Source organism: Pseudomonas ulcerans (assembly GCF_036324125.1).
GTDB lineage: Bacteria > Pseudomonadota > Gammaproteobacteria > Pseudomonadales > Pseudomonadaceae > Aquipseudomonas > Aquipseudomonas ulcerans.
This window is the reverse complement of record NZ_JAZDQN010000015.1, coordinates 111,516-134,351: the sequence shown is the minus strand read 5'-3', so window position 1 is coordinate 134,351 and position 22,836 is coordinate 111,516. Positions and strand designations below refer to the sequence as shown.

Genomic DNA, 22,836 nt, shown 5'->3' with positions numbered 1-22,836 from the left:
GAATTCTACAGCGTTACAACCTGCTGTCAACTGCCTTTTTCAACCGCCTTCGTAAACGACCGAAGCACTTCCGATACTACCTGAAACGTCTAACTCGTTGATCTTCAAGGAGTTTTCCGTTTCGACTGCGCCGGAAGTGGGGCGAATTATAGAGAGATAAAACGGGGCGTCAAGCACTAATTTGAAAGTTCGGTCAGGAAAGAAAGTTGCGCAATATATTGCTCACCCACCCCGAGGTTGCGCATCATAGACACCCGGTCCGACCCCGTGCCGCCTTTCTCTCTATATAAGGGACCTTTCCGCGCAATGAACACCCAGACCCGCAGCCTCGCCGCCACGCTGTTCCCAGTGGGCGTGCTGCTTATCGCAATGGCCTCGATCCAGTCCGGAGCTTCGCTGGCCAAGAGCATGTTCCCGCTGATCGGCCCTGAAGGCACCACCACCCTGCGCCTGCTGTTCGCCAGCGTGATCATGCTGCTGTTGTTGCGCCCCTGGCGGGCGAAGCTCAGCGCCAGCACGCTTAAGACCGTAATCATTTACGGCGCGGCGCTGGGTGGCATGAACTTCCTCTTCTATATGTCGCTGCAGACCGTCCCACTCGGCATCGCCGTGGCCCTGGAGTTCACCGGGCCGCTGGCGGTGGCCCTGTATGCATCGCGCCGCCCGGTGGACTTCCTGTGGATCGGCCTTGCCATCGCCGGACTGTTGCTGCTGATCCCGATGGGTGAGACCAGCAAAGGCATCGACCCGGTCGGCGCCTCCTACGCACTGGGGGCTGGTGTCTGCTGGGCACTGTACATTCTGTATGGCCAGAAGGCCGGCGCCGAGAACGGCATCCAGACCGCCGCCCTGGGCGTGGTCATCGCCGCCCTGTTCGTCGCCCCCATCGGCATCGTCCAGGCTGGCAGTGCACTGCTCAATCCCGCCCTCATTCCGGTCGCCCTCGGCGTGGCGACCCTTTCCACCGCCCTGCCCTACAGCCTGGAGATGGTCGCCCTGACCCGCTTGCCGGCGCGCACCTTCGGCACCCTGATGAGCATCGAACCTGCGTTCGGCGCGCTTTCCGGCCTGTTGTTCCTCAACGAAGTCCTGAGCCTTGCGCAGTGGCTGGCGATCGCCGCGATCATCACCGCGTCGGTGGGTGCGACCTTATCCATGCGCAACGACACTCCGCCCCCCATCGCGGCCGACTGATTGAGAAATATTTTCATTTAAATCAACGCAAAAGATTGTGCCAGCCCGCCCACCCTGTTTAAGCTGTGACCCGTGTTTTATTTTGAATTTTCCAATCGCCACAGGGACGAAAAAGCATCAGGAAGATGCACACGAGAACGAACACGGGCGCAGACCCGCGCAAGCGTTAAGGACAGGAATGAAACGAATTTTGCTCATCCTAGCTATCCTGGCAGTCGCCGGTTGCGCAGCGACCGCCAAGGAGGAAGTCAAGCGCGGCAAGAAGGGGCTGCACATCAACTGCTCCGGCCTGTCCTCTTCCTGGAACAAGTGCTACAGCAAGGCGGAAGCCTCCTGTGGCGCCAAGGGCTACAGGGTCATTGCCAAGTCCGGTGACAACGATGAAGAGCCCGGCGACTACCCCTTCGGCATCAATCCGGCCGGTTACACCAGCCGCAGCATGATCGTCATCTGCAAATAAGAAAGGGCAACCCGCGGGTTGCCCTTCTCGTTCCAATCAACTGACTGGTTGCGTTCGCTCCCGCAGCCACGCCAGCGCCTCTCCCTCCACCAACGGTTCCAGGCGCCGCCGCACTTCCTCATGATAACCGTCGAGCCAAGCTGCGTCCTCGCGACCGAGCTGGTCGATCAACAGGCAGCGGGTATCGATCGGACACAGGGTCAGTGTCTCGAACTCAAGGAAGTCACCGAAGCCACTCTTGCCCGAATCGCGGTTGATCACCAGGTTCTCGATGCGCACACCCCATTGCCCGGGACGATAGGTGCCCGGCTCGATCGAGGTGATCATGCCCGCCTGCATCGCCGTGTGCGGCGTGGTAGCGGCCTGATAGGCGATGCTCTGCGGACCTTCATGGACGTTCATGAAATAGCCGACCCCATGCCCGGTTCCGTGCCCGTAATCCACCTGGTCCGCCCACAATGGCGCGCGAGCAATGGCATCGAGCAACGGCGAGAGAATCCCCCGCGGAAACTTCGCCCGCGACAAGGCGATCATGCCCTTCAGCACCCGTGTGCAATCCGCCTTCTGCTCATGGCTTGACGTACCGATCGGCACCATGCGGGTGATATCGGTCGTGCCGCCCAGGTACTGCCCGCCGGAGTCGATCAACAGCAGGCCATCCCCCTCGATACGCGCAAAGGATGCCGGCGTCGCCTGGTAATGGGGCATGGCACCATTGGCATTGAAGCCCGCGATGGTGGCGAAGCTCAGCGAGACGAAGCCTGGTTGCCGCGCACGTGCCGCGCTCAGTTGCTCGTCGACATCGAGTTCGCTTACCCCCGTAGTTGCCTGTGCAGCTTCGAACCAGGCGAAGAACTCGCACAATGCCGCGCCATCCAGTTCCATGGTGCGACGAATATGCACCAGGTCAGCGTCGCTCTTGCGCGACTTGGCCAGGGTTGTCGGGTTGATCCCCTCCAGCAGGCGCACGCCATCCTGCAGATTGGCCAGCAGGCCGCTGGTGACCTTGGCCGGATCCACCAGCAGGCTACTGCCCGAGGCAATCCCGGCGAGCCCGGCGGATACCGCGTGGTAATCGCGCAATTCGATACCGTCAGCAGCGAGCATCCGACGCAGGTCGTCATCCACTTTGCTTTCGGCAACGAACAACGTTGCCGTCTCCTTGCCCACCAGGGCGAAGGAAACGAAGACCGGGTTGTAGGAAACATCACTACCCCGCAGGTTGAACAACCAGGCGATGTCGTCAACTGTGGCGATAAAGTGCCAGTCGGCTCCCCGCTCGGACAGGGCCTGGCGCAGGTTGGCCAGTTTCTCCCCGCGACTCATCGTGGCATGCGGAGGCAGATGCGCATATACCGGGTTGTCCGGCAAGGCGGGACGATCGCTCCACACGTGTTCCAGCAGGTCCTTGTCCAGCAACAGCCGCACGTTGCGCGCCTGCAGGCGCTCGTCCAGTTGTCGGGCAGAGGCCAGGGCCATCACCGCGCCATCCGCGGCCACCGCGCCACCGGCGGGCACATTGTCCACCAGCCAGTCCAGCGGTCCGGGGCGCCCCGGCTGCAGCTTGACCAGTTCGATGCCCGTGCCGGCCAGTTCCTGCGCGGCTTGTTCCCAATAGCGGCTGTCGGCCCACAGGCCTGCGAACTCCGCGGTCAGCACCAGCGTGCCGACCGAGCCCTGGAAACCCGAAAGCCATCGCCGCCCCTGCCAGTAGCCCGGCAGGTACTCGGACAGATGAGGATCGGCGGAAGGCACCAGCAGTGCATCGACCCCTTCGTTGCGCATCACCTGGCGCATCTGCGCCACACGTCTCCTGATCGCATCCTGCGTTGTCGGCTGACTGTTCATGCTTGCTCCTTTCATCACCGCGGCCTTGTATCACAGGCCGCTGATAATGGAGCAGGCCTCAGCCCCGGGCAACACCCCAGAACGGCGCTGGACGCAGTGCTGCGCGGATCGCGGCGACAGCCTGGTCAACGTCCGACACGCGGGTCAAACGCCCCAGGCTGAGGCGAATGGTCTGCCCTGCCAGGTAGTCGTCATGGCCCAGCGCCAGGAGCACATGGGAGGGCGCGCTACTCCCGGAATTGCAGGCTGAAGTGGAAGAAAAGGCCAGTGCTCCGGACAACGCGGAGAGGTCCAGCGGATCGCCGCTGAAAGTCAGGCTAAGGGTATGGGGAATGGACTGTTCGGGGCTGCCGTTTAACAGAAGACCGGAAACGTCTCGCAGCTTTGTAAGAAACCGCTCACGCAAACATCGGATTCTTTCCAACTCCTCCCGCTGCACCTCACCCGCCAGGGCAAATGCTGCGCCCATGGCCACGATCTGGTGGGTCGCCAGGGTGCCGGAACGCAAGCCGCCTTCGTGACCGCCGCCATGGATCTGCGCCTGCAGCAGCGGCCGGGCCCGCTCGCCGACGTACAGCGCACCGATGCCCTTGGGCCCATAGACCTTGTGTGCGGAAAACGACACCACATCCACCGGCCAGTGCTGCAGATCGATGCCCACCTTGCCCGCCGCCTGCGCCGCATCCACATGCAACAGGGCGCCGTGACCGCGAACGATCTCGCCGATCCGACGGACATCGGTCAGCGTTCCAAGCTCGTTGTTCACCAGCATCAGCGAGACCAGAAAGGTGTCCGGCCGCAAGGCCGCCGCCACCGCCTCCGCCGTAATCAGGCCCTGGCTGTCCGGGCTCAGATACGTGACCTGGAAACCGGCATCCTGCAGTTGCCGCGCGGTATCCAGCACCGCCTTGTGTTCGATGCGGCTGGTGATGATGTGCCCGCCGCTGCGCCCTTGTGCCAGGCCCTTGAGAGCAAGGTTGTTGGACTCCGTGGCACCGGAGGTCCAGACGATCTGCTCGGCACGGGCGCCCACCAGTGTCGCGACCTGCGAGCGGGCCTGCTCCACCGCCTGGCGCGCCTGCTGGCCATAGCGGTGCGAACTGGACGCTGGATTGCCGAAGGTCCCCCCGGCTCCCAGGCACTTGACCATCACCTCGATGACACGCTCGTCGACGGGTGTCGTGGCGGCATAGTCGAAATACAACGGTAGGCTTTCCATGGTTCAAGGCTCTCTGGCAGTTGTCGCCCCGGAAAGCACGACGCTTCCCGATTCCTTGAGCGATAGTGCCTGAAACAACATAGAACCAATAATTATCAATTTTCATATTTATATAACTTTAACCCCAAAACGCTTACCACCTCTGAACTTCCCCACCCTCCCGCGCTTCAGAACAGATAACCCTTCGTCTTGGAGCGTCGACCATGCCCCGTCGGACCGATCACAAGCACGGCGTGCTGCTGCTCGATACCCGGGAACACACGCCCGACCATGAACGCGCCGTGCACCGCAAGCTGGCCGAGCACCTGGCGACTCTGTTGCTCACCGAAGTGGTGGAGCAACGCACGCACGAGCACGACAACCTCTATTACCTGCCCACCGCAACCCTGATCGACCCGCAGCACTACCGAGCGCAGGGCATTGCCTCCATCGACGATTTCTTCGGCGGCCTGGTTGCCCAGCCGTACATGGCGACCAAGGCGATTTCCCACCCCTTGCCCGCCGGTGCCACCTTTCCCCAGGGCTGGACCGACGAGTTCGCCCGTCGCGCCAGTGAAGCCCTGCTCAAGGGCTATACCGTGTTCAGCATCGATGACGCCCTTGCCGCCGCCGCCCTGCTCCTGCGCGATGACGTGCTGCGCCTGAAACCGGTACGGGCCACCGGAGGACGCGGACAAACGGTGATCGACAGCATCACCGCACTGGAAGCCGAACTGCGCCAGATCGATCCGGACGAACTGGCCCTATGGGGCCTGGTGCTGGAAGAGAACCTCGACGAGGTCGAGACCTACAGTGTCGGCCAGGCCCTGGTGGCCGGCATCACCTGCAGCTACTACGGCGTCCAGCACCTGACCCGCGATCATCAGGGCGAGTCGGTCTACGGCGGCTCGGACCTGGTGCTGGTCCGCGGCGACTATGAAGAATTGCTGCAGCTGGAACTGGAAGAGCCGCTGCGCCTGGCCATTACCCAGGCACGCGCCTACGAGCAAGCCGCCCTCAACGTCTTTCCCGGCTTCCTCGCCTCCCGGCGCAACTACGACGTGGCCCGCGGCCTCAACGCCGACGGTCATGTGCGCAGCGGCGTGCTTGAACAATCCTGGCGCATCGGTGGCGCCAGCAGTGCCGAACTGCTGGCCTTGCGTGCCTTCGCTGAAGACCCCGCCCTGCGCCGGGTCCGTGCCTCCACCCACGAGGTATTCGGCGACACCGAACTGCCCGCCGACGCAACGCTTTTCTACAAGGGGGACGACCGTGAAGTCGGAAGAATCTGCAAATACGCGAGGATCCGCGACTATGACCATCCATAGCGAAAACCTCGACATTCTCGTCGACGGCGAAAGCATAGCCGGCACCCTGCTGAGCCCCAGTCCCAAGGTGCCGGGCATTCTCTTCGTGCATGGCTGGGGCGGCAGCCAGCAGCGCGACCTGGCGCGGGCCAAGCACATCACCGGGCTCGGCTGCGTGTGCATGACCTTCGACCTGCGTGGCCACGAAAAGACCGAAAGCCAGCGGCGCAGCGTAACCCGCGAGCAGAACCTGGCCGACCTGCTGGCGGCCTACGACAAACTTGTCAGTCACCCTGCAGTGGACACCAGTTCCATCGCCGTCATCGGCAGCAGCTACGGCGGCTACCTGGCCACCCTGCTGACCCGTCAGCGTCCGGTGAAATGGCTGGCGCTGCGGGTTCCGGCGCTGTACTGGGACGATGAGTGGAGCCTGCCGAAACAGGCGCTGGACCGCCAGCGCCTGTCGCAGTACCGCCTGATGACCCTCGGCCCCGGCGACAACCGCGCCCTGGCCGCATGCGCCGAGTTTGCCGGCGACGTGCTGCTGGTGGAGTCGGAAACCGATGACTATGTGCCGCACACCACGTTGATGAGCTACCGCTCGGCCTTCGTCTGCGCCCATTCGCTGACGCACCGAATCGTCGATGGCGCGGACCATGCGTTATCCAGCGACCGCAGCCAGAAGGCCTACAGTGCCCTGTTGACGGCGTGGGTCAGCGAGATGGTGATCGGCGCCCGGCTGGATCGTTATCCGCATCATTCACCCTGGTACTCATGATCCAGAATTGATGAGGGCCGCTATTGCCCGGTGACCTGCCGCCGATAATCACTCGGCGCCAGCCCGGTGACCTTGTGGAACACCTTCCTGAATGCCCCGGGATCCTGGTACCCAACCCCCCAGGCAATCTGGTCGATACTGCGCCGGGTGAACTCCAGCATCCGGCAGGCCCGCCCGACCCGTACCTGCTGGCAATACTCGGTCGGCTTCAACCCGGTGGCACTGCGAAAACGCCGCAGAAAGGTCCTTTCCTCCAGCCCCGCGCACGCCGCCATCACCGCCACGCTCACCTCCCGCGCCCCGGTGCTCTGCAACCAGTGCTGGACCTTCAGCACGGCCTCGTCACCATGATCCAGGCGCGGACTGAAGCTGCTCCCGGCCGGCTTCACCTGCACCGGCTCCACCGCGAGAAAGCGCGCGGTCTCGGTGGCCAGGGTGTGGCCGAGAAAACGCTCCACCAGCTTCAGCCCCACCTCGGTCCAGGCCATCAACCCGGCACTGGTGATCACATCGCCATCCTCCAGCAGCGGCAGGTTGGCCTCGACGCGCACCCGCGGAAAACGCTCGGCCAGCGACTGGGCGAAGTTCCAGTGGGTCGTCGCCGAGCGACCGTCCAGCACACCACTGGCGGCGATGAAAAACACCCCCACGCAGATCGACACCAGCAAGGCGCCGTAGCCGTGCCAGTCACACAATTGCTGGCGATAGCGCTCCAGCAGCTCGGCCGTGGGCTCCTGGGTCAGGCTTGGCGGCACGATCATCACCCGCGGCTGGAAGCTGTCGCGCTGATGGCTGTCATGACCGACCCGCAGCACGCCATCGCGATCCTCCCAATGACACACCCGCAGCGGCGCACGCTGCGCCAGGCCCAGGTCGGCGGCGAGGCGATTGGCCACGCTGAACAGGTCGGTCAGCCCGTATACCGCAGCCATCTGCGCCCCTGGGTAGACGAGGATGCCGATCTCGGTGCAGTCGCCGTCGCGATTCATTGTCAGTTTTTCCCGTCAAATTGTCGGTCGCGCCAATCCGCAGCGACGCCGGGCAAGCCTATAACTATCTACCACCACGTCACCACTCTCCCTAATGAGGAAACAGCATGAGCCAGAAGGCCCTGATCATCATCGATATCCAGAACGACTACTTCCCCGGCGGCAAGTGGACCCTGGCCAATGCCGACGCCGCCGCCGACAACGCCGCGAAAGCCCTGGCAGCAGCGCGAGCCCGGGGCGACCTGGTGATCCATGTGCGGCATGAGTTCGAATCCGCCGACGCGCCCTTCTTCGCCCCCGGTTCCGAGGGCGCGCAGATTCATCCGAAGCTGGCGCCGCAAGGCGACGAAGCGGTGGTGCTCAAGCACAAGGTCAACGCCTTCCTCGACACGCCGCTGCAAAGCCTGCTGGAACAACGGCGGATCAGCGAGCTGACGGTGGTCGGCAGCATGAGTCACATGTGTATCGACGCCGTCGTACGCGCCGCCGCCGACCTGGGCTACGCAGTCAGTGTGCTGCACGATGCCTGCGCCACCCGCGACCTGGAGTTCAACGGCACCACCGTCCCGGCGGCCCAGGCCCATGCGGCGTACATGGCGTCACTGGCATTCGCCTACGCCCAGGTGCTATCCACCGCGGAGTGGCTGGCGGCCTGAGTCAGATCACCACGTTGCGTACGAAGCGCGTGGCCACCGCGCCATCGTTGCGATAGCCATGGGTGCGGTTGCTGGCGTAGGTGAAGAACTCGCCGGCCTCCAACCGGCGCGGTTCGCCGTCGATCAGCAGGGTCAGGCAGCCCTCGAAGACGAACACCTGTTCGCTGAAACCTTCCGGGTCGGCGTTGGTCTGGTAGAACTCGCCGGGCTCCAGGCGCCACTCCCACAACTCCACCTCGCGCCGCGCCGGCGTGCTGGCCAGCAGCACCGCCTTGCTGCCGGGGTGCTCGCCTGCCCAGGCCAGTTCGTTGATGCGGCTGGAGTCGCGGTTGTCCGGGGCCTTGATCAGGTCGCTGAAGGCCACGCCAAGAGCCTCGGCGATCAGGTCGAGGGTCGACAGACTGACGTTCTTCTCCCCCGCCTCGATCGCCACCAGCATCCGTCGGCTGACCCCCGACTGCTGGGCCAGTGCACTCTGGCTAAGGCCTGCGTCATGACGCAGGCGGCGCACGTTCTGGCTGACGTGCTGGAGAACCGAGGCGCGATTGGAATCTTTGTCCACTGAAATGCTCACTGAAAGGGGTCTGCGCAGTATACTGCCCACTTTTGCCGCGCATTGTGCGTCGCCTTTTCCTACGTGTGCAAGCCATGACAACCGACAACTCCGTGCGTCCGTCTCCCACTTTCCGCCTGAGCAAGGCAGAACTGGTGCTGGTGTTCATCACCATGCTCTGGGGCGGCACCTTCCTGATCGTGCACAAGGTCATGACCGTGAGCGGCCCGATGTTCTTCGTCGGCCTGCGCTTCGCCGCTGCCGCGCTGTTCGTAGGCCTGACCTGCTGGCGCACACTGTCCGGGCTGACCCCGCGTGAGCTCAAGGCCGGGGTGCTGATCGGCGTGTCGATCATGCTCGGCTACGGTTTGCAGACCGTCGGCCTGCAGACCATCAGCAGCAGCCAGTCGGCGTTCATCACCGCCCTGTACGTGCCCTTCGTACCGATCCTGCAATGGCTGGTGCTGGGCCGCCGTCCCGGCCTGATGCCGAGCCTCGGCATCGCCCTGGCCTTCACCGGGCTGATGCTGCTGGCCGGGCCAAGCGGCGGCGCGGTGCATTTCAGCCCCGGCGAGATCGCCACCCTGGTCAGCGCCGTGGCCATCGCCGCGGAGATCATCCTGATCGGCAACTACGCCGGCAGCGTCGATGTACGCCGGGTCACCGTGGTGCAACTGGCCACCGCCTCGGCGCTGTCGTTCATGCTGGTGGTGCCGACCCAGGAGCGCCTGCCGGACTTTTCCTGGCTGCTGCTCGGCGCCGCCATCGGCCTCGGCGCCATGAGCGCGGTGATCCAGGTGGCGATGAACTGGGCACAGAAGTCGGTTTCGCCAACCCGCGCTACGCTGATCTACGCAGGTGAACCGGTATGGGCGGGGATTGTCGGACGTATCGCTGGTGATCGCTTGCCTGGCGTGGCCCTGATCGGCGGTCTGCTGATCGTGGTCGCGGTGATCGTCAGCGAACTGAAGATCGGAAAACGGGAAGAAAAGCCGGCGCTGACCGCCGCCGACGAGAAGGAAGCTGACACCAGCCTGTAACGGAAACAGCACGCTCGTCATGCGGAAACTGTTATAAGAAAAACGCTTTTTCTTACAATTCTTGTAGGGGTCAGCGGCAGCTTGCCGGTTGGTGATCACCCGGACGGCACGTATGATCGGTTACAAATTTCCGCAGATCAGATATCTATGTCCTTGATAGTTCTACTGCTTCTGCCGTTCATAGGCAGTTGTCTGGCAGGCGTGCTGCCGCACAACGCGCGCAACTCGGAGTCGGTACTGGCCGGCATCGTCGCCCTGATCGGCACGGTGCAGGTAGCCATGATGTACCCGCAGATTGCCGATGGTGGGGTGATCCGCGAGGAAATCCTCTGGCTGCCGAGCATGGGCCTCAACGTCATCCTGCGCATGGACGGCTTCGCCTGGCTGTTCTCCCTGCTGGTGCTGGGCATCGGTACCCTGGTGTCGCTGTACGCGCGCTACTACATGTCACCACAGGACCCGGTCCCGCGTTTCTTCGCCTTCTTCCTCGCCTTCATGGGCGCCATGCTCGGCCTGGTGCTGTCCGGCAACCTGATCCAGATCGTGTTCTTCTGGGAACTGACCAGCCTTTTCTCGTTCCTCCTGATCGGCTACTGGCACCACCGCGCCGACGCCCGCCGCGGCGCCTACATGGCACTGATGGTCACCGGGGCCGGCGGCCTGTGCCTGCTGGCGGGGGTGATCATCCTCGGCCATGTGGTCGGCAGCTACGACCTGGACAAGGTCCTCGCTGCCGGCGACACCATCCGCGGCCACGCCCTCTATCCGGTGCTGCTGCCGCTGATCCTGCTCGGCGCGTTGAGCAAGAGCGCGCAGTTCCCCTTCCATTTCTGGCTGCCCCACGCCATGGCGGCGCCAACGCCGGTCTCGGCGTACCTGCACTCGGCGACCATGGTCAAGGCCGGGGTGTTCCTCCTGGCGCGGTTCTGGCCGGTGCTCTCCGGCACCGAGGAATGGTTCTGGATCGTCGGCGGCGCCGGTGCCTGCACCCTGCTGCTGGGCGCCTATGCGGCGATGTTCCAGAACGATCTCAAGGGCCTGCTGGCCTACTCCACCATCAGCCACCTCGGCCTGATCACCCTGCTGCTCGGCCTGAACAGCCCGCTGGCAGCGGTGGCGGCGGTGTTCCACATTCTCAACCACGCCACCTTCAAGGCCTCGCTGTTCATGGCGGCGGGGATCATCGACCACGAGAGCGGTACCCGCGACATCCGCAAGCTCAGCGGCCTGTTCCGCCTGATCCCGTTCACCGCGACCCTGGCCATGGTGGCCAGTGCCTCGATGGCCGGGGTGCCGCTGATGAACGGCTTCCTGTCCAAGGAAATGTTCTTCGCCGAGACCGTGTTCATCAGTTCCACCGCCTGGGTCGAGATGACCCTGCCGGTGATCGCCACCCTGGCCGGGACCTTCAGCGTCGCCTACGCCCTGCGTTTCACCGTCGACGTGTTCTTCGGCCCCACCGCCACCGACCTACCGCACACCCCGCACGAACCACCGCGCTGGATGCGCGCGCCGGTCGAACTGCTGGTGCTGACCTGCCTGGTCGTGGGCATCTTCCCCGCGTACTCGGTCGGCCCGTTGCTGGCCGCCGCCGCGCTGCCGGTGGTCGGCGGCGAGCTGCCGGAATACAGCCTGGCGGTCTGGCACGGCTGGAACGCACCGCTGATGATGAGCCTGATCGCCATGGGCGGCGGCATCCTTCTTTACCTGGTGCTGCGCACCCAGTTCCAGCACGGACGCTTCCGCTACCCGCCGGTGATCGAGCGCTTCAATGGCAAGCGCCTGTTCGAGCGCGGCCAGGTGTTGCTGATGCGCACGGCACGCCGGGTGGAAGGCATCTTCACCACCCGCCGCCTGCAGAAGCAATTGTTCATGCTGGTCCTCGCCGCCCTGGTGGCGGGCATGCTGCCGCTGCTGTTCCACGGCCTGAGCTGGGGCGACCGGCCGAAGATCCCGGGCTCCGGGGTATTCGTGATGCTCTGGCTGATCGCGATCGCCTGCGCCATCGGCGCCGCCTGGCAGGCCAAGTACCATCGTCTTGCCGCACTGATCATGGTCGGCGTCTGCGGTCTGATGACCTGCATCACCTTCGTCTGGTTCTCCGCGCCTGACCTGGCCCTGACCCAACTGGTGGTGGAAGTGGTCACCACCGTGCTGATCCTCCTCGGCCTGCGCTGGCTGCCGCGGCGGATCGAGGGCGTGTCGCCGCTGGCCGGCTCCCAGGAACGGGCGCGCCTGCGCCGCCTGCGCGACCTGGTCCTGGCGGTGATGGTGGGCGGCGGCATGGCGCTGCTGTCCTACGCCATGCTGACCCGGCCGACGCCGAACTTCATTTCTTCCTTCTACCTCAGCCGCGCGCTGCCGGAAGGCGGCGGTACCAACGTGGTCAACGTCATGCTGGTGGACTTCCGCGGCTTCGATACCCTGGGCGAGATCACCGTGCTGGTGGCCGTGGCCCTGGCGGTGTTCGCCCTGCTGCGGCGCTTCCGGCCACCGCGCGAGAGCATCCAACTGCCGGCACAGCAACGCTCGCTGGCCCCGGACATGGTCACCGACCTGATCAACCCGCGGCATGCCGAGGACACCGCGCTGGGCTTCATGATGGTCCCTGCGGTGCTCGCCCGCCTGGTGCTGCCGATGGCCATGCTGGTGTCGATGTACCTGTTCATGCGCGGCCACAACCAGCCGGGCGGCGGCTTCGTCGCGGGCCTGGTGATGTCGGTGGCCTTCATCCTCCAGTACATGGTCGCCGGCACCCAGTGGGTCGAGGCGCAGATGAGCCTGCGGCCGCTGCGCTGGATGGGCACCGGGCTGCTCTGCGCCACCCTCACCGGGGCCGGTGCGCTGTTCTTCGGCTATCCGTTCCTCACCACCCACACCGCGCACCTGCACCTGCCCGTGCTGGGTGACCTGCACGTGGCCAGCGCGCTGTTCTTCGACATCGGCGTGTTCACCGTGGTGGTCGGCTCGACCCTGCTGATCCTCACCGCCCTCGCCCACCAGTCGGTGCGTGCGCACCGCCCGCAGGCGAAACCCGCCAGCCAAGGAGTCGCCTGATGGAAGAAGTCATCGCAATCGCCATCGGCGTGCTCGCCGCCTCGGGGGTCTGGCTGATCCTGCGGCCGCGCACCTACCAGGTGATCATGGGCCTGTGCCTGTTGTCCTACGGGGTCAACCTGTTCATCTTCAGCATGGGCAGCCTGTTCATCGGCAAGGAGCCGATCATCAAGGACGGCGTGCCCCAGGACCTGCTCAACTACACCGACCCGCTGCCCCAGGCGCTGGTCCTCACCGCCATCGTCATCAGCTTCGCCATGACCGCGCTGTTCCTCGTGGTGCTGCTGGCATCCCGCGGCTTCACCGGCACCGACCACGTCGACGGACGGGAGCCCAAGGAATGAGCGGCATGCAACAACTGATCGTCGCCCCCATCCTCCTGCCGCTGCTGACCGCGGCCCTGCTGCTGTTGCTCGGCGAGAAGCGCCGGCCGCTGAAGGCACGGATCAACCTGCTGTCGACCCTCGCTGGCCTCGGCATCGCCATCAGCCTGCTGCTGTGGGTCAAGGACCAGGGCCAGGCCACCTCCATCGGCGTCTACCTGCCGGGCAACTGGGCGGCGCCGTTCGGCATCGTGCTGGTGCTGGATCGCCTGTCGGCGCTGATGCTGGTGCTGACCGGCATCGTCGGCAGCAGCGCGCTGCTGTTTGCCCTGGCCCGCTGGGACCGCGCCGGTGCCAGCTTCCACGCGCTGTTCCAGATCCAGCTGATGGGCCTGTATGGCGCCTTCCTCACTGGCGACCTGTTCAACCTGTTCGTGTTCTTCGAGGTGCTGCTGGCGGCGTCCTACGGCTTGCTCCTGCATGGCTCGGGCCGGGCGCGGGTCAAGGCCGGCCTGCACTACATCGCCATCAACCTGTTCGCCTCGTCGCTGTTCCTGATCGGTGCGGCGATGCTGTATGGCGTCACCGGCACCCTGAACATGGCCGACCTGGCAATGAAGATCCCCCTGGTGCCGGACGCCGATCGCGGCCTGCTGCATGCCGGCGCGGCGATCCTGGCCATCGCCTTCCTGGCCAAGGCCGGCATCTGGCCGCTGAATTTCTGGCTGGTGCCGGCCTATTCCTCGGCCAGCGCGCCGGTGGCGGCACTGTTCGCGATCATGACCAAGGTCGGTTTCTACACCGTGCTGCGCCTGTGGACCCTGCTGTTCTCCGGGCAGGCCGGCGCCTCCGCGTTCTTCGGCGGCGAGTGGCTGGTGTATGGCGGCCTGGCCACGCTGGCCGTTGCGGCGGTGTCGATCCTCGCCGCGCAGCGTCTGGAACGCATGGCCAGCCTGAGCATCCTGGTCTCCGCCGGCACCCTGCTGGCGGCCATCGGCTTCGGCCAGACCGCATTGACCTCGGCGGCACTGTTCTACATGGTCAGCTCGACCCTGGCCCTGTGCGCGCTGTTCCTTCTCGCCGAACTGATCGAGCGCTCGCGGGCGGCCAACGACCTGTCACTGGACGACGACCTCGACGCCCTGCCCTCGCCGCTGGAATCCCTGCAACCGCCCAAGGGCATCAACCTCGACGACGAGCAGAAGGCCGTGGTCGGGCAGGTCATCCCCTGGACCATGGCCTTCCTCGGCTTCAGCTTCATCGCCTGCGCCCTGCTGATCATCGGCATGCCGCCGCTATCCGGCTTCGTCGGCAAGTTCAGCCTGATCACCGCGCTGTTCAACCCGCAGGGCATGGGCGTGCCGGTCGAGGCCGCACTGCCGGCCAGCGGCTGGGCCCTGCTGACACTGCTGATCCTCTCCGGCCTGGCCTCGCTGATCGCCCTGGTGCGCCTTGGCGTGCAAAGGTTCTGGAAGCCCCAGGAGCGACCCTCGCCGCTGCTGCGCCTGTATGAATGCGTGCCCATCGTCGCCCTTCTCGGCCTCTGCGTGGTCCTCAGCCTGTGGGCCGAGCCGCTGATGCGCTATGCCCAGGACACCGCCGCCAGCCTCGCCGACCCGAGCACCTACATCGAGTCCGTGCTCGGCAACCGGCCAATACCCGGCCCCACCACGCTGGACAGCGTCGGGCAGGTGCAACCATGAAGCGCCTGTTCCCCGCCCCGCTGCTGTCGCTGGCGCTGTTCGTGCTGTGGCTGGTGCTGAACCTGTCCGTCAGCCCGGGCAACATCATCCTCGCCATCCTCCTGGGCATCCTCGCCCCGCTGCTGATGGCCCCGCTGCGCCCGCTGCACGCGCACATCCGCAGCCCCGGCACGATCATTCGCCTGATCCTGCGAGTCGGCGCCGACGTGGTGGTGTCCAACATCGAGGTGCTGTTCAGCGTCTGGCGCCTGGGCAGCAAGCCGCCACGCTCGCGCTTCGTGCACATCCCCCTGGACCTGCGCGATGCCCACGGCCTGGCCGCGCTGTCGATGATCACCACGGTGATTCCCGGCACGGTCTGGTCGGAACTGGCCCTGGACCGCAGCGTCCTGCTCCTGCACGTGTTCGACCTCGACGACGAGGAACGCTTCATCGAGCACTTCAAGAGCACCTACGAACGTCCGCTGATGGAGATCTTCGAATGACCGGCCTGCTCGCCAATGCCATCATCGCCAGCCTGTTCATCTTCGTCATTGCCATGGCCCTGACGCTGGTCCGCGTGTTCCGCGGACCATCGGCCCAGGACCGGGTGCTGGCGCTGGACTACCTGTACATGCTGGGGATGCTGATGATGCTGGTGCTGGGTATCCGCTACGCCAGCGATACCTACTTCGAGGGGGCGCTGCTGATCGCCCTGTTCGGCTTCGTCGGCTCGTTCGCCCTGGCCAAGTTCCTCCTGCGCGGCGAGGTGATCGAATGAGCGCTCCGGTATTGCCGTTCTGGCTGGAAATCGTCGTGGCCGCGCTGATCCTGGCCAGCAGCCTGTTCGCCCTCACCGGGGCCATCGGCATCCTGCGCCTGAAGGACTTCTTCCAGCGCATGCACCCACCCGCGCTGGCCTCGACCTTCGGCGCCTGGTGCGTGGCCCTGGCGTCGATCCTGTACTTCTCGGGGCTGAAGGAAACGCCGGTGCTGCACGCCTGGCTGATTCCGATCCTGCTGTCGATCACCGTGCCGGTGACCACCTTGCTGCTGGCCCGCACCGCGCTGTTCCGCAAGCGCATGGCCGGCGAGGATGTGCCGGGCGAGGTCAGCAGTCGCGAGCCGCGCGACTGAGCCGCGTCACTCGCCCTCGGCCAGGCGTTGCAGCTCGCGCCTGACCATCGCCGCGTACTCCGCCGGCTCAAGCTGGTACAACTGGCCGGCAACCCAGCTCAGCCACTGCCCGCGCAGTTCATCCCGCCGCTCCAGCCACTCACGGGCCTGCGCTTCGGCGCGGGCCTGGTTGCGTTCGTGGAACTCGCGGCGGCCACTCACTCGCTGGCCTTGAAGGTCAGCTCGCCCTTGCGCCACTTGGCCGCCTTGGCCACGGCGGCCTTGAGCGGCTTGGACAAGCCGTCGCGGAGTTGCTGGTGGGCGGCGAAGACCATGACCACGCCACGCCCCTCGCGGAACACGATGCCCTCGCCTTCCGGGATGCTGACGAAGGCATATTCGCCGAGCCCGTAGATGGTCAGCTTGATTTCACGAAAACGTATCTCGAACTTGCCGCCTTCACGGCTGGGCAGGACGGCGGCACGGAAGTGATCGCCGACTTTCAGTTCCAGGCGCTGCTTGTCGTCGACGACGAGGGCCTCGGCGGTATCGATTTCCGCCATGTACAGGCCGTCGGGGCTTTGCTCGACGATATAGACGAATTGCGACTGGAACAGTTTGACCAGTTTGCCGCGAAGATCGCCCAGCACGAACAGGGCGTGCATATCCAGATTGCTGACTGCCAAATGAAAGTTCCTCAAAAACCGAGATCACACCGACGCCCGTGGTGAATGGCTCCCACGGGCAGGCCGTACTTCATCAATTCGAAGTCCGAAAGACTAATGAGCTGGAGCAAATAAGTGGCGACCGGGAGGCGTCGCGCCCTGTGGGAAAATGCGATTTCCCCTACCAGCCAATGGCCCGGTGGCGAACGTCTGACCGACGTTGCGCGGTGAAAATTCCGTGTTTCACCGCTGCTTTGCGGCGCCAGACCATCGACCAAGGATAGCCCTGTTGCGTCGGAAAGCAGGTGGCTCACCGCACAGGGATGGGAATATGCCCGAAAACACGGAAATCCGTCGAGGGGTGGAGAGGCTTTGAGGTGAGAAATTTGTGTAATGCGGGCGGATACAGGACCCTAGCCCGGTTATGAGGCTGATGGCCTCATCGCGGACAACGCCCGCGGTGAGGCCCGAAAGTTCAACGACTGCCCGGCATCTTCTCCGGCCGATAGCCCAGACGCAGCCCGCCCCAATGCCGGCCATCCACCTTGATCGGCACCGACAGGTCATGCATCAGTTCGCCGGTGTCGCGGGTATAGGTCTGCAGCAGCACCCGCTGCTGGTGACTGCCGCAGCGGATGCCGGTGCGGTCGTCGAACTTGCGCTTGCTGCGGTTGTGCGCGGTATCGAGGGCTTCATCGCCGGTCAGCGGCTGGTTGAACGCATTGTTGTGGGTCGGCACGTAGCCCTGCTGGGTGCAGGCGATGGCATACACCAGCCCTTCATGCTCGCGCAGCAATGGCTCCTGGATCCCCGGCAGGACCTGGTCGGTGTACTGGTCGAACCGGGTGCGATAACGCGCCGGCCGCGTTCCCGGCAACACCTGGTACTGGCGGTCGAACAGGTCGTCATGGCTGACCCGACCGCTGCGGATGTCCGCCTCGAAGCGCTCGGCGATCTCCTGCGCGCCGCGCAAGGCCAGGTCGAAGACCCGCTGGTGATACTCGTCCAGCCCCACTTCGGCCAGGCGCTCGCTGATACTCTCGGCCTGCCCTTCCATCTGCACCGCGGCCTGGGCCAGGCGCTGGGTCTGCTGGTCGCTGATGGCCAGGTCGCCGCGCATCTGCTCCACCGCCTGGAACAGGCTGTCGAGCTGGGTGCGGGTGGTCTCGGTACCGCCGGCGATCTCGGTGATCTGCTGCTCCACCGCGGCGGCCAGGCCGGCGATGCTGTCCAGTTGCTCACCGGTGTGTTCGACCTGGCCGACACCATTGTGCAAGTCGTCCGACAGCGCACGGATCTGCTCCACCACCTGGGCGGTACGCTGCTGGATTTCCGCGACCATGACCCCGACTTCCTCGGTGGCGCTGGCCGTACGCCCGGCCAGCCCGCGCACCTCGTCGGCGACCACGGCAAAGCCGCGCCCGTGCTCGCCGGCGCGGGCCGCCTCGATGGCGGCGTTGAGGGCGAGCAGGTTGGTCTGGCTGGCGATGGCCTGGATCACCAGGGTGACCCTGGCGATATCCTCGCTGCGCTGGTGCAGGGCTTCGATCAGTTCGCGGCTCTGGCTGGCGCGGGCGCTGAGCAGGTGCATCAGCTGGATCGACTCGGCCAGCACCGAACGCCCGGCCGCACTGCTTTCGTGAGCCTGCTGGGCAGCCACCAGGGCGTCGCGGCTGAGCTGGGAGGTAACTTTCTCGGTGCCGATCATGACTTCGGCGCTCTGCACGATACGCGCGGCCGAAGACAACTGGGATTGCAGCTTCTCTGCCAGATGCCTGACCGAGTAGGACACACCGGCTGCGGAAAGCGCGTTATGGCTGGTGCTCTGGGCCAGGTCGCGGGTCAGTTCGGCCAGCGGGTCGTGGCTCGCCACCGGCAGAGGGCGCGGGCGGGAACGCAGGTGAGGCAGCCACAGGGCCAGCAAGGCCAGCGGCAGGCAGAACCAGAAGGAAATGTCGGCGAACGCCATGGCCGCCAGCACGACCACCAGCACCAGGCTCTGCAGGACAACACCCGACCAGCCACGCGTGCTTCGGGTCGACGGCTCCGGTTGTGCCAGGCTGGCTGGCAGAGATCCTTCTCGCATCATGACACTGGCTCCGCGTTGTTATTGTGTCGCCATTAAACGCCACTACAACGCCATTAGCCATGCTTCCTTCGGCGTAAGCCGGCACCTTTGATACAGGACAATGTTCCAGGCACGGGAAAACGAAAGCCCCGGGCATAGGGCCCGGGGCTTTCGTGTACCGCGCTGGATCAGACCTGGCGCTGGTGCTTGTCCAGTTGCTCGTGACGCTCCTGCGCCTCGATGCAGTACTTGGTGGTCGGGCTGATCAGCAGGCGCTTCAGGCCGATCGGCTCGCCGCTGTCGTCGCACCAGCCGAAGCTGTCGTCGGCGATCCGGCCCAGGGCCATCTCCAGCTGCGGCAGCAGGCGCTGGTCGCGCTCGATGGCATTGACCAGCCAGTGGCGCTCTTCTTCGACCGAGGCGGCGTCGGCAGGATCGGCCGGCGAGTCCAGGCTTTCGATGGTTACACGGCTCGCCTCGATACGCTCGTGGGTCTCGACTTTCATCGACTGCAGCAGCGCGGCGAAGAACGCCAGTTGCTCGGCGTTCATGTAGTCATCGGCCGGCATGGCCAGCAACTTTTCCTTTGTCATTGATATCTCTAATAAAAATGTACGTGCATTTAGACGAATCGGGTGCCGCGGCGACCCGGTCGCCTGCAGCGGAATTCTTCAAGCACCATCCGGTACTCAATTTACAGGGGGCGGCAGTCTAAGGCCGAGCCTCATGACGGGCAACAGAAATGACTGCGGTTTTGTCTGAAAAGCCCCTTATCCCCGAGAACATGGCGCAGGGGCAGCGTTTATAGCAAAAAACCTTCGGATGGGTGAAGCACGGCAACAGCCACTCATCCGAGCAACTGGCTCAAAACCGCGCGCAACTTGCCCGGTTTTACCGGTTTGTTGAGTAAAGGTGCGCCCAGGCGCTGCATCGCCCGGCGGCTTTGGTCGCTGCGGTCGGCGGTGATCATCACCGCAGGTATGGCCACGCCGAAATGCTTGCGCAGGTCGCGTACCACTTCACATCCGGTTACACCATGATCGAGGTGGAAGTCCGCCAGCACCAACTCCGGGGCCCTTCCCTGCAACACCTGCATGGCCGACTCGCGGTCGCTGGCGGTGAGTACTTCGCAGCCCCACTGGCCGAGCAGCGCGGCCATGCTCTGGAGGATGCTGGTTTCGTTGTCGATCACCAGCAGGCGGCGTCCGGGCAGCGGATCGCCCAAGGCGGGCGCCGGCACGGCGGGTGCGACCACCGGACGCGGGGCCTCCTGCGACAGCGGCACGTCGATGCTGAATACCGAACCCCGCCCCGGCCACGAGCGCACGCGCACCTGGCACTGCAGAATCCGCGCGATGCGCTCGACGATCGCCAGGCCCAGGCCGACGCCCTTGCGGTCGGCGGCGCGGCCGACATCCAGCTGGTTGAATTCGAGGAAGATCGACTCCATGCGATCCGCCGCGATGCCGCGGCCGCTGTCCCATACCTCCAGGCGCAGCATCTGGCCGCGTCGGCGGGCGCCAAGGAGGATGCTGCCGCGCTCGGTGTAACGGCAGGCATTGCTGAGGAAGTTGCGCAGGATCCGCGTCAGCAGGCGGATATCGCTGCGGATCATGCAACTGCCGCGGCGCACTCGCAGTTCGAGCCCGGCAGCCTCGGCCACCGGCTGGAACTCCGAGGCCAGCGGGGCGAGCAGTTCGTCCAGGTGATAGTGGTCCAGGTCCGGCTTGATCGCCGCCTGGTCCAGGCGGGAAATGTCCAGCAGGTCGGTGAGCAAGTCTTCTGCGCCCTCCAGCGCCTGGTGCGCGCGCTCCACCAGCAGTTGCTCGGCCTCCGGCAGGCGCCGTTCGCGCAGGGTGGAAATCAGCAGCCGCGCCGCGTTCAGCGGCTGCAGCAGGTCATGGCTGGCGGCCGCCAGGTACTTGTCCTTGCTGCGGTTGGCGGCCTGGGCCGCGTCGCGGGCCTCGATCAGCTGGTTGGTGCGCTCGGCGACGCGCTGCTCCAGTTCGTCGTTGAGTTGTTGCAGGCGCTCCTGGTTGAGCTTGCGTTCGGTGATGTCGGCGACGAAGCCTTCGACCACGCCCTCCTCGTCCGGGCGCAGGAGCAGGTTCATCAAAACGTCGATGGCGCTGCCGTCCTTGCGCTGCAATTGGGTCTCGTAGCCCAGCAGCGCACGCTCGCGTTGCAGTTCCTCGGCGATCGCCATCAGCTCGTTCTCGCCGCCGACGAACAGGTGCCCGGCCAGGTCCGTGCGCGCCAGCAGCAACTGCTGCGGATCGGCGTAGCCGAGCATCCGCGCCATCGCCGGGTTGGCCGCGCGCAGGCCGTCTTCGAGGCTGGCCTGGAAGATCCCGTGCACCGCGTGTTCGAACAGCCAGGTGTAGCGGTTGCGCTCGGTCTCCAGCTCATCGAGGCGCGCGGCCAGTTCCGGGTAGTGGCTCTTGCGTACCGTGTGGTTGCTCAGGCCGAGCAGCCCGGCCAGGGCGTCGGAGCCGGGTTCAGAGGGCCTCGCCATAGACCACCTCGACATCACGCTGGCTGGAGGCACGGGGGTTGGTGAGGATGCACGGGTCGTCCATGGCGTGCTGCGAGAGGAACGGGATGTCGCTGCCGCTGACCCCGTGCAGGCCGAGGGTCTCGTGGAAGCCCACGGCGTGCTTGAGGGCGATCAGGTGCTCAACCAGGCGCACGCGGATCTGGTTGTGGTTGAGCCCGCGGCAGTCGATGCCGAAGGTCTCGGCGATGACCTTGAAACGGTCCGGCGCGGCGCTGTAGTTGAACGCCACCACATGCTCCACCAGCACCGCGTTGCACAGGCCATGGGGCAGGTCGAGGAAGCCGCCGAGGCTGTGGGACATGGCGTGCACCGCGCCGAGGATGGCATTGGAGAAGGCCAGGCCAGCCTGCATGCTGCCGAGCATGATCGACTCGCGCAGGGCGATGTCCTTGGGGTTGGCGATCATCTGCACCAGGTTGCCGTTGATCAGGCGCATGGCTTCCAGGGCGTGGGTATCGGTCAGCGGGCCGTGGCCGGTGGAGACGAAGGCCTCGATGGCATGTACCAGGGCGTCGATGCCGGTACAGGCGGAGAGGAACGGGTCCATGCTCAGGGTGGTTTCCGGGTCGATCAGCGACACGTCGGGGACCACCGCCTTGCTGACGATGGAGAACTTCATGCGTTCCTGCTGGTTGGAAATGATCACGAACTGCGAGACATCCGCCGAGGTACCAGCGGTGGTCGGGATCAGGATCAGTGGCGGGCTCGGCACACGGATGGTGTCGACCCCTTCGAATTCGAGGATGTGCCGCCCATGGGCGACCACGATGCCGATGCCCTTGGCGCAGTCCATCGGGCTGCCGCCGCCGACCGCGACGATCACATCGCATTGCTCGGCACGGTAGCGTTCGGCGCCGTCCATCACTTCTTCGATGCGCGGATTGGGCGATACCTGGCTGTACAGCACGTAGTCGATGCCCTGGGCCTGCAGGCTGGCCTCGACATCGGCGACCCAGCCAGCTTTGATGACGCCGGGATCGCTGACCAGCAGCACCTTGCGCGCGCCGAAGGTACGGGCGTAGTTGGCGACGTGATGGCGGCAGCCGGCACCAAAGATGATTTCGGGGGAGACGAACTTGCGCAACGCGCTCAGGGTCGGGCTCATGCAACGCCTTCTTGTTTTTTTAAGTTAGCGCCAGCCTAAAGCAAAGAGGGGGGAATGCAATGCGACCATCGAGAAGCAGCGCCGGCCGCTGGAGAACCGGCCGGCGCCAGAGGGGTCAACGGTTGGCGAAGTACATGGTCACTTCGAAACCGATACGCAGGTCAGTGAACGCAGGCTTTTTCCACATAGGTCCATCCTCTTCTGGCACCGCAGGTTGGCGGTGCGTCTAGTGATACACCG

The 22,836-nt window shown here is 65.0% G+C and carries 23 protein-coding genes; 12 read left to right on the top strand and 11 right to left on the bottom strand.

What is annotated here, in order from left to right; translation table 11 throughout:
* The first annotated feature begins 306 nt into the window (after positions 1–306).
* Positions 307–1,194, top strand: coding sequence for a threonine/homoserine exporter RhtA (gene rhtA, locus V0R59_RS15945; RefSeq protein WP_330075220.1), 888 nt, complete (start codon positions 307–309; stop codon positions 1,192–1,194).
* A 178-nt stretch (positions 1,195–1,372) separates the two neighbouring features.
* On the top strand, positions 1,373–1,654 hold the full coding sequence (locus tag V0R59_RS15940; RefSeq protein WP_330075219.1) for a hypothetical protein: 282 nt from the start codon (positions 1,373–1,375) through the stop codon (positions 1,652–1,654).
* A gap of 36 nt (positions 1,655–1,690) precedes the next feature.
* Here the strand turns inward: V0R59_RS15940 and V0R59_RS15935 are convergent, their stop codons facing one another.
* Positions 1,691–3,502, bottom strand: coding sequence for an aminopeptidase P family protein (locus tag V0R59_RS15935; protein ID WP_330075218.1), 1,812 nt, complete (start codon positions 3,500–3,502; stop codon positions 1,691–1,693).
* A 58-nt stretch (positions 3,503–3,560) separates the two neighbouring features.
* Positions 3,561–4,721 (bottom strand): cysteine desulfurase family protein, encoded by a 1,161-nt coding sequence (locus V0R59_RS15930; RefSeq protein ID WP_330075217.1) that lies wholly within the window; start codon positions 4,719–4,721, stop codon positions 3,561–3,563.
* 203 nt (positions 4,722–4,924) lie between these two features.
* Here V0R59_RS15930 and V0R59_RS15925 point away from each other — a divergent pair, with 203 nt between their 5' ends.
* Together V0R59_RS15925 and V0R59_RS15920 are read left to right on the top strand one after the other, a co-directional pair.
* Positions 4,925–6,028 carry a DUF3182 family protein gene (locus V0R59_RS15925; RefSeq protein WP_330075216.1) on the top strand — a complete coding sequence of 368 codons (1,104 nt, stop codon included), beginning with the start codon at positions 4,925–4,927 and terminating at the stop codon, positions 6,026–6,028.
* Positions 6,015–6,785 carry an alpha/beta hydrolase family protein gene (locus V0R59_RS15920; protein ID WP_330075215.1) on the top strand — a complete coding sequence of 257 codons (771 nt, stop codon included), beginning with the start codon at positions 6,015–6,017 and terminating at the stop codon, positions 6,783–6,785. The genes V0R59_RS15925 and V0R59_RS15920 overlap by 14 nt, the downstream gene beginning before the upstream one ends.
* Positions 6,786–6,805: 20 nt before the next feature.
* On the opposite strand, the gene V0R59_RS15915 is transcribed toward V0R59_RS15920, so the two are convergent.
* The gene (locus tag V0R59_RS15915) at positions 6,806–7,774 is read right to left on the bottom strand and encodes a GlxA family transcriptional regulator (protein ID WP_330075214.1); all 969 of its coding nucleotides are present in this window, start codon (positions 7,772–7,774) and stop codon (positions 6,806–6,808) included.
* 107 nt (positions 7,775–7,881) lie between these two features.
* On the opposite strand from V0R59_RS15915, the gene V0R59_RS15910 reads away from it, so the two are divergent.
* The gene (locus tag V0R59_RS15910) at positions 7,882–8,430 is read left to right on the top strand and encodes a cysteine hydrolase family protein (RefSeq protein ID WP_330075213.1); all 549 of its coding nucleotides are present in this window, start codon (positions 7,882–7,884) and stop codon (positions 8,428–8,430) included.
* Position 8,431: 1 nt separating this feature from the next.
* On the opposite strand, the gene V0R59_RS15905 is transcribed toward V0R59_RS15910, so the two are convergent.
* Positions 8,432–8,992, bottom strand: a complete 561-nt coding sequence (locus V0R59_RS15905) for a helix-turn-helix domain-containing protein (RefSeq protein ID WP_330075212.1) — start codon at positions 8,990–8,992, stop codon at positions 8,432–8,434.
* Positions 8,993–9,078: 86 nt separating this feature from the next.
* Between V0R59_RS15905 and V0R59_RS15900 the strand changes: the two genes are divergently transcribed.
* The 7 genes from V0R59_RS15900 to V0R59_RS15870 all read left to right on the top strand — a co-directional run bounded on the left by V0R59_RS15900 (position 9,079) and on the right by V0R59_RS15870 (position 16,222).
* On the top strand, positions 9,079–10,023 hold the full coding sequence (locus V0R59_RS15900) for a DMT family transporter (protein ID WP_330075211.1): 945 nt from the start codon (positions 9,079–9,081) through the stop codon (positions 10,021–10,023).
* A 147-nt stretch (positions 10,024–10,170) separates the two neighbouring features.
* Positions 10,171–13,080: a monovalent cation/H+ antiporter subunit A gene (locus V0R59_RS15895; RefSeq protein WP_330075210.1), complete on the top strand. Its 2,910-nt coding sequence runs from the start codon at positions 10,171–10,173 to the stop codon at positions 13,078–13,080.
* Positions 13,080–13,424, top strand: a complete 345-nt coding sequence (locus tag V0R59_RS15890; RefSeq protein WP_009394682.1) for a Na+/H+ antiporter subunit C — start codon at positions 13,080–13,082, stop codon at positions 13,422–13,424. Before V0R59_RS15895 ends, V0R59_RS15890 begins: the two co-directional genes overlap by 1 nt.
* On the top strand, positions 13,421–15,106 hold the full coding sequence (locus V0R59_RS15885; RefSeq protein WP_330075209.1) for a monovalent cation/H+ antiporter subunit D: 1,686 nt from the start codon (positions 13,421–13,423) through the stop codon (positions 15,104–15,106). The genes V0R59_RS15890 and V0R59_RS15885 overlap by 4 nt, the downstream gene beginning before the upstream one ends.
* Positions 15,103–15,591, top strand: a complete 489-nt coding sequence (locus V0R59_RS15880) for a Na+/H+ antiporter subunit E (protein WP_330075208.1) — start codon at positions 15,103–15,105, stop codon at positions 15,589–15,591. Before V0R59_RS15885 ends, V0R59_RS15880 begins: the two co-directional genes overlap by 4 nt.
* Positions 15,588–15,866, top strand: coding sequence for a K+/H+ antiporter subunit F (locus V0R59_RS15875; protein WP_330075207.1), 279 nt, complete (start codon positions 15,588–15,590; stop codon positions 15,864–15,866). The genes V0R59_RS15880 and V0R59_RS15875 overlap by 4 nt, the downstream gene beginning before the upstream one ends.
* On the top strand, positions 15,863–16,222 hold the full coding sequence (locus V0R59_RS15870; RefSeq protein WP_330075206.1) for a Na+/H+ antiporter subunit G: 360 nt from the start codon (positions 15,863–15,865) through the stop codon (positions 16,220–16,222). The genes V0R59_RS15875 and V0R59_RS15870 overlap by 4 nt, the downstream gene beginning before the upstream one ends.
* Positions 16,223–16,228: 6 nt before the next feature.
* Here the strand turns inward: V0R59_RS15870 and V0R59_RS15865 are convergent, their stop codons facing one another.
* The 7 genes from V0R59_RS15865 to pqqA form a co-directional block, all read right to left on the bottom strand.
* The gene (locus V0R59_RS15865; protein ID WP_330075205.1) at positions 16,229–16,423 is read right to left on the bottom strand and encodes a hypothetical protein; all 195 of its coding nucleotides are present in this window, start codon (positions 16,421–16,423) and stop codon (positions 16,229–16,231) included.
* Positions 16,420–16,887: a hypothetical protein gene (locus V0R59_RS15860; protein ID WP_330075204.1), complete on the bottom strand. Its 468-nt coding sequence runs from the start codon at positions 16,885–16,887 to the stop codon at positions 16,420–16,422. The genes V0R59_RS15865 and V0R59_RS15860 overlap by 4 nt, the downstream gene beginning before the upstream one ends.
* Before the next feature lie 454 nt (positions 16,888–17,341).
* Positions 17,342–18,457: a methyl-accepting chemotaxis protein gene (locus V0R59_RS15855; RefSeq protein WP_375547380.1), complete on the bottom strand. Its 1,116-nt coding sequence runs from the start codon at positions 18,455–18,457 to the stop codon at positions 17,342–17,344.
* A 665-nt stretch (positions 18,458–19,122) separates the two neighbouring features.
* Positions 19,123–19,527: a TraR/DksA family transcriptional regulator gene (locus V0R59_RS15850; protein ID WP_330075202.1), complete on the bottom strand. Its 405-nt coding sequence runs from the start codon at positions 19,525–19,527 to the stop codon at positions 19,123–19,125.
* 254 nt (positions 19,528–19,781) lie between these two features.
* On the bottom strand, positions 19,782–21,449 hold the full coding sequence (locus V0R59_RS15845) for a PAS domain-containing hybrid sensor histidine kinase/response regulator (RefSeq protein ID WP_330075201.1): 1,668 nt from the start codon (positions 21,447–21,449) through the stop codon (positions 19,782–19,784).
* Positions 21,433–22,596, bottom strand: coding sequence for an alcohol dehydrogenase-like regulatory protein ErcA (gene ercA / locus V0R59_RS15840; protein ID WP_330075200.1), 1,164 nt, complete (start codon positions 22,594–22,596; stop codon positions 21,433–21,435). The genes V0R59_RS15845 and ercA overlap by 17 nt, the downstream gene beginning before the upstream one ends.
* Positions 22,597–22,711: 115 nt before the next feature.
* Positions 22,712–22,783: a pyrroloquinoline quinone precursor peptide PqqA gene (gene pqqA / locus V0R59_RS15835; protein ID WP_009394664.1), complete on the bottom strand. Its 72-nt coding sequence runs from the start codon at positions 22,781–22,783 to the stop codon at positions 22,712–22,714.
* Positions 22,784–22,836 lie beyond the last annotated feature (53 nt).

What these genes read in the sequence shown, in the direction of transcription:
- V0R59_RS15895 (WP_330075210.1), top strand. Translation starts at nt 10,171, where the DNA reads ATGTCCTTGATAGTTCTACTGCTTCTGCCGTTCATAGGCAGTTGTCTG.
- V0R59_RS15930 (WP_330075217.1), bottom strand. Translation starts at nt 4,721, where the DNA reads ATGGAAAGCCTACCGTTGTATTTCGACTATGCCGCCACGACACCCGTC.
- V0R59_RS15885 (WP_330075209.1), top strand. Translation starts at nt 13,421, where the DNA reads ATGAGCGGCATGCAACAACTGATCGTCGCCCCCATCCTCCTGCCGCTG.
- ercA (WP_330075200.1), bottom strand. Translation starts at nt 22,596, where the DNA reads ATGAGCCCGACCCTGAGCGCGTTGCGCAAGTTCGTCTCCCCCGAAATC.
- V0R59_RS15925 (WP_330075216.1), top strand. Translation starts at nt 4,925, where the DNA reads ATGCCCCGTCGGACCGATCACAAGCACGGCGTGCTGCTGCTCGATACC.
- rhtA (WP_330075220.1), top strand. Translation starts at nt 307, where the DNA reads ATGAACACCCAGACCCGCAGCCTCGCCGCCACGCTGTTCCCAGTGGGC.
- V0R59_RS15870 (WP_330075206.1), top strand. Translation starts at nt 15,863, where the DNA reads ATGAGCGCTCCGGTATTGCCGTTCTGGCTGGAAATCGTCGTGGCCGCG.
- V0R59_RS15845 (WP_330075201.1), bottom strand. Translation starts at nt 21,449, where the DNA reads ATGGCGAGGCCCTCTGAACCCGGCTCCGACGCCCTGGCCGGGCTGCTC.
- V0R59_RS15935 (WP_330075218.1), bottom strand. Translation starts at nt 3,502, where the DNA reads ATGAACAGTCAGCCGACAACGCAGGATGCGATCAGGAGACGTGTGGCG.
- V0R59_RS15915 (WP_330075214.1), bottom strand. Translation starts at nt 7,774, where the DNA reads ATGAATCGCGACGGCGACTGCACCGAGATCGGCATCCTCGTCTACCCA.
- V0R59_RS15875 (WP_330075207.1), top strand. Translation starts at nt 15,588, where the DNA reads ATGACCGGCCTGCTCGCCAATGCCATCATCGCCAGCCTGTTCATCTTC.
- V0R59_RS15855 (WP_375547380.1), bottom strand. Translation starts at nt 18,457, where the DNA reads ATGCACCTGCTCAGCGCCCGCGCCAGCCAGAGCCGCGAACTGATCGAA.
- V0R59_RS15900 (WP_330075211.1), top strand. Translation starts at nt 9,079, where the DNA reads ATGACAACCGACAACTCCGTGCGTCCGTCTCCCACTTTCCGCCTGAGC.
- V0R59_RS15880 (WP_330075208.1), top strand. Translation starts at nt 15,103, where the DNA reads ATGAAGCGCCTGTTCCCCGCCCCGCTGCTGTCGCTGGCGCTGTTCGTG.
- V0R59_RS15890 (WP_009394682.1), top strand. Translation starts at nt 13,080, where the DNA reads ATGGAAGAAGTCATCGCAATCGCCATCGGCGTGCTCGCCGCCTCGGGG.
- V0R59_RS15940 (WP_330075219.1), top strand. Translation starts at nt 1,373, where the DNA reads ATGAAACGAATTTTGCTCATCCTAGCTATCCTGGCAGTCGCCGGTTGC.
- V0R59_RS15910 (WP_330075213.1), top strand. Translation starts at nt 7,882, where the DNA reads ATGAGCCAGAAGGCCCTGATCATCATCGATATCCAGAACGACTACTTC.
- V0R59_RS15920 (WP_330075215.1), top strand. Translation starts at nt 6,015, where the DNA reads ATGACCATCCATAGCGAAAACCTCGACATTCTCGTCGACGGCGAAAGC.
- V0R59_RS15850 (WP_330075202.1), bottom strand. Translation starts at nt 19,527, where the DNA reads ATGACAAAGGAAAAGTTGCTGGCCATGCCGGCCGATGACTACATGAAC.